This is a genomic window from Anabaena sp. UHCC 0187 (assembly GCF_009712035.1).
GTDB lineage: Bacteria > Cyanobacteriota > Cyanobacteriia > Cyanobacteriales > Nostocaceae > Dolichospermum.
Genome location: NZ_VILB01000013.1, coordinates 75020 through 85747, shown reverse-complemented (window position 1 = coordinate 85747; position 10728 = coordinate 75020). Strand labels below are relative to the sequence as shown.

At 36.6% G+C, this 10728-nt stretch carries 11 protein-coding genes; 3 read left to right on the top strand and 8 right to left on the bottom strand.

The window, feature by feature from the left end; genetic code table 11:
* Positions 1-10: 10 nt before the first annotated feature.
* The 6 genes from FJR11_RS13375 to FJR11_RS13350 form a co-directional block, all read right to left on the bottom strand.
* Complete coding sequence (locus FJR11_RS13375) at positions 11-1225, bottom strand: FIST N-terminal domain-containing protein (RefSeq protein WP_168504443.1); 1215 nt, start codon at positions 1223-1225, stop codon at positions 11-13.
* Between the two features lie 154 nt (positions 1226-1379).
* Positions 1380-2825 carry an ABC transporter ATP-binding protein/permease gene (locus tag FJR11_RS13370; RefSeq protein ID WP_168504441.1) on the bottom strand — a complete coding sequence of 482 codons (1446 nt, stop codon included), beginning with the start codon at positions 2823-2825 and terminating at the stop codon, positions 1380-1382.
* A gap of 32 nt (positions 2826-2857) precedes the next feature.
* The gene (locus tag FJR11_RS13365; RefSeq protein WP_168504439.1) at positions 2858-3187 is read right to left on the bottom strand and encodes a hypothetical protein; all 330 of its coding nucleotides are present in this window, start codon (positions 3185-3187) and stop codon (positions 2858-2860) included.
* Between the two features lie 43 nt (positions 3188-3230).
* The gene (locus tag FJR11_RS23325) at positions 3231-3641 is read right to left on the bottom strand and encodes a hypothetical protein (RefSeq protein WP_174763044.1); all 411 of its coding nucleotides are present in this window, start codon (positions 3639-3641) and stop codon (positions 3231-3233) included.
* On the bottom strand, positions 3634-3864 hold the full coding sequence (locus tag FJR11_RS13355; RefSeq protein ID WP_168504437.1) for a hypothetical protein: 231 nt from the start codon (positions 3862-3864) through the stop codon (positions 3634-3636). Before FJR11_RS13355 ends, FJR11_RS23325 begins: the two co-directional genes overlap by 8 nt.
* Positions 3865-4335: 471 nt before the next feature.
* Positions 4336-4683, bottom strand: coding sequence for a hypothetical protein (locus tag FJR11_RS13350; RefSeq protein WP_168504435.1), 348 nt, complete (start codon positions 4681-4683; stop codon positions 4336-4338).
* A gap of 293 nt (positions 4684-4976) precedes the next feature.
* Here FJR11_RS13350 and FJR11_RS13345 point away from each other — a divergent pair, with 293 nt between their 5' ends.
* The 3 genes from FJR11_RS13345 to FJR11_RS13335 all read left to right on the top strand — a co-directional run bounded on the left by FJR11_RS13345 (position 4977) and on the right by FJR11_RS13335 (position 8960).
* A complete protein-coding gene (locus FJR11_RS13345; protein ID WP_168504433.1) occupies positions 4977-5879 on the top strand; it encodes a cation diffusion facilitator family transporter in 903 nt (300 codons plus the stop codon).
* An 8-nt stretch (positions 5880-5887) separates the two neighbouring features.
* Positions 5888-8128, top strand: coding sequence for an ATP-binding protein (locus FJR11_RS13340; RefSeq protein WP_168504431.1), 2241 nt, complete (start codon positions 5888-5890; stop codon positions 8126-8128).
* Between the two features lie 376 nt (positions 8129-8504).
* Positions 8505-8960 carry a response regulator gene (locus FJR11_RS13335; protein WP_168504429.1) on the top strand — a complete coding sequence of 152 codons (456 nt, stop codon included), beginning with the start codon at positions 8505-8507 and terminating at the stop codon, positions 8958-8960.
* Positions 8961-8962: 2 nt separating this feature from the next.
* On the opposite strand, the gene FJR11_RS13330 is transcribed toward FJR11_RS13335, so the two are convergent.
* On the bottom strand, positions 8963-9223 hold the full coding sequence (locus FJR11_RS13330; protein ID WP_168505542.1) for a chlororespiratory reduction protein 7: 261 nt from the start codon (positions 9221-9223) through the stop codon (positions 8963-8965).
* Positions 9224-9446: 223 nt separating this feature from the next.
* Positions 9447-10652, bottom strand: a complete 1206-nt coding sequence (locus FJR11_RS13325; RefSeq protein WP_371417529.1) for a histidine kinase — start codon at positions 10650-10652, stop codon at positions 9447-9449.
* Positions 10653-10728: the final 76 nt, after the last annotated feature.

Below are 10728 nucleotides of genomic sequence, written 5' to 3'. Positions count from 1 at the left end.
GCCCCTACTCCTATTCCCCAAGAGAACGACAAATGGCAAATACAGAAGTATAACCATGTAAGAAAGTTCTGCCGCTAACTGGACCGATTTCACCACCACAGAAAAAGCCACCCATTGGGATGTCGTGGACGTAACGGCTAAAGAGTTGAGAATCAAAATTAGGTTTGCCATAAAGTCCTGTTCCTCGTCCTAAACAGGTGAACATTAAAGCGCCTACGGGAGAGGGTTCGCTGGCATTTTCACTTTGATATTCTTGGAGTAAAATTTCTAAATCTTCGGCTGATGCTTCGGCATCCCTCAGATGAAATTGTAACCTTTGACCGGCACGAATGCGATCGCCAATTGCGATCGCCCCAGCATTAGGATCTACTCCTAAAATATTGCGAATTAAAAAATCCCCTGAATTTAGATTTAGCCGAAATTCGTCCATTGCTAAACCTACAAATAAAGAATGTTGTGCTAATGTTCGATCTTCTTCACTTAAACTACTAATTAAGTTTCGCAATACTACCAACGGGACTTTTTCATCTAACTCAACAATAATATTCCGTTCCGCTTTAGTGACTTGTAACGGTTCACCAATGGGACGACATCCTTGGGCAACAATAGTATCTAAGACGATATTGCCACTTAAAGCTATGCCTACCGTACCTTCCCGATACAATTTATCATTACAAAATAAACCCACGCGACCATTCATAAAGCCGCTGCTGGCTTGTCCTCCTACTACTACAGAACCTGGATAGGCAAAATCTAAACCCTGCAACAAATCATTCGTTCCTGAAGCAAAGGGACTAGACAAGAGAATAAATTGGGGGACTACGGAAGGTGGCACACCTAGCAAATCAACCCAAGCTGTGGGGGAACTATCGGAATCTGGCAATTCTTCCGCGACAATATGAAAAGGTCGGATTTCGACACCGGGAAGATGGGCTAAAGTCAGACTCAGGGCGGGTTCTGCTTCTATTTCTTCGGTTTCTCCTGCCTGTTTTCTGCCAATTACACCCCCAGCACTACAACCAATTAATACAGGTACAGAAAGTTTTTCCGCCAATAAAGGCAAAAGTCGGGAATACTCACTCATAAAGGCAGAAGAAATGAATACCAGCCCTAAATCCGCTGGTGCTGTTAAAGATGCCATTGCTTGTTCTACGACATCTGTAATAGCCGCTTCTAAGGAAGGACGGGTTGATAGGGCATTTGTCCACTGCATTTGATCTGCCATGAGTTTTCGGCTTATTTCTGTTTTGAGGTTAGTTGATTATTTTAACTAAGTTTGGTAGTTGGTGATTGGTAATTGTTGATTGTTAACTGTTAACTTAACTGTTGGCTGTAAATTAATTTAAAACTTTTCCAAATACTAGTTGACCTCCTCAATCTTACTGAAGCACTTGGTCACGTCTATATGCCCAAAGTGCTACCAAACTAAATATAGATCCAACCCATAATAACCATAGTAGATGTAACCAAAGATGCTGGTCGTAATCTAACGCGGCTGACCACATTGCTAATTGGCCATAGTGATAAAAAGGGGAAAATGAAATTAAATCTTGTACAAATTTAGGGACAGGTAGAGGTAGACCGCAGCTAAATAAAGCTATAGGAATAGATAGAGCCGCTATAGAATCAATACTTTTTGGTTTAACCAAATAGCCAAGAGCTAAACCAAAGATAGCAAAGGGAATTATTCCCATTATTAAACTGAAAAACATAATTAACCATTGTCCTACACTTTGCTCAACTCCTATTTTCCAAGCGCCCAATGAAAGAACAATAGTCAGATTAACTGTTAAAATGCTCAGAGCCATAATAATTTTGGCACTTAAATATATTACAGGAGGAAGAGGAGTAATTCTCAGCAGCTTTAGCCAACCTTCGATTCTTTCAGATGCTATTATTTTTCCTAATCTCTCAATAGCAAAAGTTAATAAATTAATTCCTGCAAAAAATATTAATCCTAATTTACCTAAAGTTTGATCAGGTGGGAAAAATACAATCAAGCAAGAAAATAATATAATACCTAGCAAGTAGCCAGGATTACGCACAAACTGTAGAGATTCAGCCCAAATCTGTTTGAGCAGCATTGACTTAAAAGTATTGATTTTACCGGGTAAACAATCAATTTTATTGTCATTAATTTCTGATGATTTTGCTAATTCTTCCCTTTTGTTAATATCCTTATCTTCACTAATTTGTCCATCTTTGAGAGTGATAGAGCGAGTAGCAAGATGATTAAGCTCTTGCCAATCAGATTGGTTATTAGTAACCATAAGAATAGTGATACCCTCCTGAACGCAGCTTTTGACCTGATGCCAGAAATCCGTACAACCTTCTTCATCTAAATTTCTGGTTGGTTCATCCAAAATTAATAGTTTGGGATTACCAGCTAAAGCAAGAGCAAAATAAAGTCGTTGTTCTTCTCCTCCAGATAATTTATAACCCCAGGCATCATGTTTACCTTCTAAATTAACTTTATTCAGGATTTCTTCAACAGAAAGTGAATTTGGATAATAACTGCGGAACAGGTTAACTAATTCTTTAACCTTGAGATGTTTAGGAACATTTACTTTTTGCAGAACTACACCAATACTAGCTTTCGACTCAGCTTCTTGTGGTGATCTTCCCAAAAGCTTTGCTTCTCCACTATCAGGCTTCAGAAGACCCAAAATAATATTGAGTAAAGTAGTTTTACCAGAACCATTCACTCCGCGTAAAACTACAAACTCTCCCTGGCTAATTGTGAGACTAATTCCATTTAATACTGATTTCGCGTCTGAGCCTCGTCCAAATGACTTGGAAATATTATTCAGTTCTATGATTTTCATAACCTAATAATGAATGAATTTTTTCTAAATATTTAATGAAGTAAAGCGTTGACAATCCACCAAATAGCAATTCCAACTCCTACGGCAACAGTTATAGGAGCATCAATAATTGCTGTTAATACTGCTGCTGTTGTTACACCTGCTCCTGCTGCCAGTAAATCATCAAAACCAACTGGATCTGGCGGAGGATTTATTACTACTGGCTTATTACAATTGGGACTAAATAAGCAAAAAGAAATATCATTACCTTTAGTTGCAATAAAAAATACTGCTATTAAAATTATAACTAATACTCCAACAACAACAATTTTGACAACAGTAGAATTAATTATTGATGTTTCTTGATCTTGTGGTGATTCCATTTTATTCAACTCCTATTGGCAAAATCTAAATTAGAAAATCGCTTCAACTACCATTTATTAATTTAATAGTAGTTCTGACTAGAAACCAAATTCCTATACCTGCTGCTACCACAGCTAAAACGGGAGCTTGTACTATTGCTAAACCAGTCATTGCTGCTCCACCAACAGCTACTCCTACAACATCCGGTATAGGGTTTGGTGTAGGACTGGGACTGGGTGTAGGCGTTGGTATAGGACTGGGTATAGGACTGGGTGTAGGCGTTGGTCTAGGGCTGGGTATAGGATCTGGAATACATTGATTAGACTTAGATATATCTAATTGTCTAATCATTGGCTGACATGAATGCTGAATCTTCCATGTTGTCACTCCCATAAATATTGTCCAGCATATAAAAAATACCAATAATACATTAGATAATGAAGATTGTAGTTTGGGTTTAAATGATTCAATCATTGAAAAAATCCATAGTTAAAGTAATTAGAAAATAAGCTACCAACTGTTCTGTAAATGCTAATAAATCATCCACTTCATCGTTGTTGGATAGTTCTTGAATTTCTGGCTGATAACTCTCTGGTAGGTGCTGGGATATTTCCGTGTGAAAATTATTCCAGTATTGAGCCAGTAGTTTCGCTTTAAACTCGATTTCTTCAAATACTTTATATACTGAGTTACTCATATTGCCAAAATCCATACTTAGTTTCGTTTGGTTCTGTCTGTCAATGTCTCAAATCCTATTACATAGTATACATAGAACATGGAATAACACAAGTCAAAGCAAAATAGAGGATAACAACAATACCTCCACCCAAATTTCGTGACAAGTTTAATCTCGTTCCCAGCCTCTGACTGGAAATGCTATTCAGAGGCTCTGTCTCTACTGTTATTGATAGCGCAACGTGACGTAAGCCATAGGTAGAGGCTTCTAGAATTCATTCCCATATAGAGTATGGAAACGAAAAAACGTCTGAACTATGATTTGTAGGATTATTTTGATGAAGATGAAGGATTCATCATAAAAATCATCAAAATCACAAAAATCATAGTTTAGACGATAATTTAACTGTGATTTCTAGGATGATTTTGATGAAAATGAGGGATTCATTATAAAAATCATCAAAATCACAAAAATCATAGTTTAGACGATAATTTAAAACTGCTCTAAATACTGATTAAGATCCTCAATAATGCGAGTAAGTTCCGCTTCTGTCGTCAACCGAATCCCCATATTGCGAATTGTTAACAAAACTTTAGCCGCAAAGGGAGTAGGCCAAATATTAGGATTACAGAATATTTCTATAAATACATCCCCAGTGTAACGATACTCTAAAGAGGGTTGGGGACTGACTTTACCAGTACCTGGAGTTTTACTAGCAACCACTTTGAGACTTTTCATTAATTCATCTATTGCTGCTTTTAATTCTTGTGCTGCTTGGGGTGAAAAACTGACAGAAACAGAACCTTCTACTAAATTCAGTGTGAGAGGTACAGAAGACATAAGCTACTTATTAACAATTATTCGTAATTATCTATATTACCGGAAGATGTTCTCTAGAATATTTCTAATATCCAGATCCTCGACTTCTCAAAGAACTTGGGGATCTTTTTCTTCAATAAAGAGATAAATTCTTAATTAGCAAATTTTGACATATTTCCAGCAAATTTTGACATATTTCCTATATAGTTATTCTGAGAAATAAATACCTATTGTTGTACAGTAAGAGTTAAAGAAAATAAATTCTCTAGTCTTTTTTTTCCACAAATCACACAAGATTAACAAAAGATTAATATATGACTTACGATAACCGCACGGAAGTAAGAAAAGTTTTAATTATTACCCTGCTCCTTAACATATTCGTGATGGGTTTAAAAGCCCTTGTAGGTTACTGGACAGGTTCTTTAAGTTTGCTGGCTGATGCCTTACATAGTGTCACAGATAGTGCTAATAACGTCTTAGGATTAGTGGCTATTAAGTTTTCTTCACCATTGCCAGATCGAGAGCATCCTTATGGACATAATAAATTTGAAGCAGTCGGCGCTTTAGGTATCGCGGCATTTTTGGGAATAGCCTGTTTTGAAATTGTCCAAGGTGCAGTAGAAAGGATTCTCAAAGGTGGTGAACCAGTGAGAGTATCACCTCCAGAATTGTGGTTATTACTAATTGTGTTGGGAGTAAATATTTTTGTCGCCTTTTATGAACGGAATGTGGGAAAAAGAGTAGGTAGTTCCATTTTAATCGCTGATGCTACCCATACCATGAGTGATGTCTGGGTGACAATCTCCGTTATTGGTGGTTTAATTGGTGTGTGGCTGGGTTATCAATGGTTAGATGTGGCACTAGCTTTCCCAGTGGCTTTACTGGTATTCTGGAGTGGTTGGTCAGTTTTAACCGAAAATTTACCCTGGCTTGTGGATCAAATGGCGATCGCCCCCGAAACTATTCATACAATTGCGGTTTCCGTACCCGGTGTCCTTAACTGTCATGATATCGCTTCCCGTGGTGTCATCGGTCGTCAAGTGTTTATAGAAATGCACTTAATCGTAGATGCACCAGATGTAGAAACTGCTCACAATATTACAGAAGAAGTCGAAAAACAATTAGAACAACGTTTTCATCCCGTCAGGATTGTAATTCATGTTGAACCACCTGCATATCAGTCTGAGCGCATAACCTTTGAATCCGAACAAACATAAATTAAAAAATGAATAATCACCTTTTACCTATTTCTGAATATGAAGCAGAACCAATAAAATTTATTGGTTTTACTCAACCCCATGGAGTCTTTTTAGCCATCGCAGAACCAGAATTAACTATTCTGCAAGTTAGTAATAATACATTACATTTTTTAGGGTTTGCACCAGAAGATTTACTGAATCAGCCTTTAAGTATATTGATAGATAATGAGCAAATTAATATATTTAGAGATTACTTATCTCAACAAGATTTACAATCAAGTAATCCCATTGAATTTCCTATTAAAGTAGGAGATAAAAATATTAATTTTGATGGCGTTATTCATCGTAGTGATAACATCTTAATTCTGGAATTAGAACCCACTGTTTTAGATAAAAATCAAGGTTTCTTTAAATTTTATCCGTTAATAAAACTAGCTGTTTCTCAGTTAAAAGGTGCTAATAATTTGCCTGATCTTTGTCAAATCTTAGCCAAAGAAGTGAGAAAAATTACCGGATTTGATCGGGTAATGTTATATAAATTTGATGATGACGGACATGGTTCTGTAATTGCTGAAGAGAAATTAGAAAGTTTAGAATCTTATTTAGGACTACATTATCCTGAATCAGATATTCCTCGCGTAGCTAGAGAATTATTTACCTCCAATTATACCAGATTAATACCAGATACGAGTGCTGAACTTATAGAAATTATTCCCTACAATAATCCTCTCATAAATCAGCCCACAGATTTAACTAACTCCATGCTCAGAAGTGCTGCACCTTGCCATATTCAATATTTACATAATATGGGTGTAGGTGCTTCTTTAACCATCTCCTTAATTAAAGATCAAAAACTTTGGGGATTAATCGCTTGTCATCATCAATCACAAAAATATCTCCCCTATGAAATTCGTAGTGCGTGCGAAATTTTAGGACAGATGGCATCTTTAGAATTAGCTAATAAAGAAGATAACGAAGATAGTCAATATAAAATATATTTGGCATCTATTCAAGCAAAATTAGTTGAATATATGTCAATAGATAAAAACTTTATTGGCGGTTTAATTAACAACGAAATTAATATACTCAACTTAGTCAATGCCCAAGGCGCAGTAATATGTTTTGATGGAGAATATATTCCCTTGGGTAACACACCTAAGCAAAAGGATATTCAAAAGTTAGTACAATGGATCAGTGAAAACCTACAAGAAGCAATATTTTACACTAATAATCTCTATCATTTTTATCCTGATGCCGAAAAATTTCAGGATTTAGCTAGTGGTTTGCTAGTAGTTTCTATTTCTAGAAGTCAGAAAAACTATATTTTGTGGTTTCGTCCAGAAGTATTACAAACTGTAGATTGGGGAGGAAATCCTTATCAATCATTAGAAATAATAGAACAGGAAGATATACAACTATTACCCCGTAAATCTTTTGAACTATGGAAAGAAATAGTTCAGTTAAAATCATTGCCTTGGAAATCCTGTGAAATTAGTGCAGCTTTAGAATTGAGAAATTCAATTATTGGTGTAATTCTGCGAAAAGTAGATGAATTGGAACTATTAAATCGGGATTTAGAACGCAGTAATAATGAATTAGATTCCTTTGCTTATATTGCTTCCCATGATTTAAAAGAACCATTGCGAGGAATTCATAATTACTCCAATTTCTTGATTGAAGATTATGGTGAAACTCTCAATGAAGATGGTCAGTCAAAATTAAGAACATTAATTCGATTGACTCAACGCATGGAAGATCTAATTGATTCACTTCTGCATTTTGCCCGCTTAGGGAGAATAGATTTATCTATGCAGCAAACAGATTTGAATAAAATTTTACATAACAGTATAGATTTGTTAAGCCCCCGCATTGAACAGGAGAAAATAGAAATTCGTATTCCCAAATCTTTGCCAAAAATATCTTGTGATCGCATTCAGATGAGTGAAGTTTTTAATAATCTCATAGCCAATGCCATTAAATACAATGATAAAGATAAAAAATGGATTGAAATTGGCTATATTAAAGATAGTAACCCGTTACAATTTTACATCAAAGATAACGGTATTGGGATTAAAAATAAACATTTTGATACCATTTTCCGCATCTTTAAACGACTACATGGTCCTAACAAATATGGTGGTGGTACAGGTGCAGGATTAACCATCGTTCAAAAAATTGTGCAAAAACATGGTGGTAAAATTTGGGTAGAATCAACTTATGGTGAAGGTAGTACCTTCTACTTTATATTGCAGGGAGACGAACTATAGCAGGAAATAGGGAATAATTAAAGTTGTTTTAACTATTGCGAGCAACAAAGGCTGTATGATCAACATTATCAGTAATAAGTTAACCTAGGACTCCTATTTGATTTTTGATAGCTTGCGTGGTGTAGCCATACTATAGCGGTATGCACTTGAATGAGATACAGTCATAAGCCCCCTCCTCGCTTGCGGGGAGGGGGTGGGGTTCTTGTATTTCACCCAATCAATAACCGCTATATACGTAGGGTGGGCAATGCCTACACTACTTAATATTTTAAGCACAAGCGCAGGCTACGCCAACGGAAATTATTTATGATTCCTATATTCTCATTACTTGTTAGAAATAAGCCATAAACTAGAATCTAAATCAAAATAATAAAAAATGATTGGCAATTATACGAAACCTTTTTTAGTAATTGAAGATAGCGATGAAGACTTTGAAGCTTTTTATAGAGTTGTCAAACAACAAGCTATTCTCAACCCTATTTTTCGTTGCACAGATGGTGATGATGCACTAGATTATCTATATCGCAATGGTGTTTATCAGGATTCCCATGCTTTCCCCCTACCCGCATTCATTTTACTTGATTTAAATTTACCAGGAACAGATGGCAGAGAAGTATTAAAGGAAATCAAACAGGATGAACATTTAAAAACAATTCCTGTAATTGTCTTTACTACTTCTTCTAACCCCAAAGATATTGAAGCCTGTTATCAATATTCTGTTGCTAGTTATATTTTGAAACCAATAGATATTAAAAGATTGGTAGCAACTATTCAAGGCTTTCTCAATTATTGGCTGGATCTTGTAGTTATTCCCGATTCTTTAAACAAATAAGTTTATTTTTCCAAACGTACCGCATACCACTGTAAATATTCTCCTGGCCCCACATCTAAATTACAACTTGTATCTAGCAAATATTGGGCTTGTTCGGTTACAGACTTTAACTTTTGTACATCTAGTGGTAAATCCTCTTGAGGCATTTGTGATAAAGTTTTTTCCAACTTTGTTAATAACTCCGTCACTGTGAGAAATTGTTCTGGTTGATTGGTTTCCAAAACAACAAAATCGTCCTGTTGATACATTAATTGATTTGGCATTTTTAGTAATTGGTAATTGGTGATTGGTAATTGGTGGTTGGTGATTGGTGATTGGTAATTGGTGATTGGTAATAGTTTTACCACTGACAACTGACAACTGACAACTGACCACTGACAACTGACAACTGACCACTGACAACTGACAACTGACAACTGACAACTGACCACTGACAACTGACCACTGACAACTGACAATTGACAATTGGGCGGGGAGACCCCGCCCCTACGATGGATATACTGGCATTGTAAAATGAAACAATGCACCACCCTGGGGAGATGAATCTACCCAAATTTGACCGTAATGGGCGCGGATAATGCGTTGACATAAACAAAGACCAATTCCATATCCATCCGTACCTTGATCCCGTTGGAGACGGAAAAGATTCTCAAAAATGTGATCGCGGTTTTCTTCAGGAATCCCCAGACCTGTATCACCAACAGTAAATTCAACTTTTTGTGTAGTGCGATGTAATCCCCCTACAGTAATTATGCCGCCAGCAGGTGTATATTTGATGGCGTTATCTAAAAGATTAACTAGCACTTGCCGAATTCGTTCAGGATCTGCATATACACAGGGTAAATCTTGGGGAATATCTATTTCCACTGTTTGGGATTTGGCAATGTAGCGATCGCTCAATTCCTCTAATATCTGAAAACACAGTTCTCCTAATTGTAACTTTTGTGGTATAATTGGTAATTCTGTATCCTCACTGCGCCCGACTTGCAACAAATCAGCAATCATTCTATCAATTATCTTTGTTTGTTTACGGGCTTGTTTTAATAAATGTATAGCCAACCCTGGTTTGAGGCGTTGAAATCCCCCTGTATCTGGATTGTAATTAGATTGAAGAGTTTCAATAGCAATAGACGCAGCCGTAAGAGGATTACGGAGATCATGGGCCAAAATCCCAATTACTCGGTCTTTAAACTGTAGCTGTTCTTGCAGTTTTTCCTTTTCCTGCTTCAGACGAAAAATTTCATCCGAGAGTTGAATCGTCTCAGCCGAAGTTGCAACGGAATGAATGGTAGATTTAGGCAAGATTCCCTGACTTTTTTCATCCAGACATTCTTGTGAATCTTCCTCTAATTTCAAAAAGGTGTCAACGGCGGTTTGCCAACGCGGCCACCAGGTTTTCAATTGCGGAATGATATTAGTACCAGCAATAGTCTGTTGGGGTTCTGGATGAATTTTAACTAGGGCAGGGGTGGCTACTAATTTAAAATGTTCCGCTAAGTAGGGTTGTTCCCCAACATCAATAATTTGTAGTTCAAAACTATACCCATCCTCTAATTCTTTCAAATAAGCGCGAATTCGCTGTACTTGTTGACGGGATTGAGTCCGTCCATCAACAAACAGCAATAGTTGGAGTGGAGCCTCAGCATAAATAGGCTGATCCTGGGAAACTTGCATGACATCTTGTTTCAGCACTGGTAACAACCTGGGGACGCTTTACAGAAAGTAAAATGGACTGACGTTGCTTAATGGCCGTTATTTTTCCAATTTA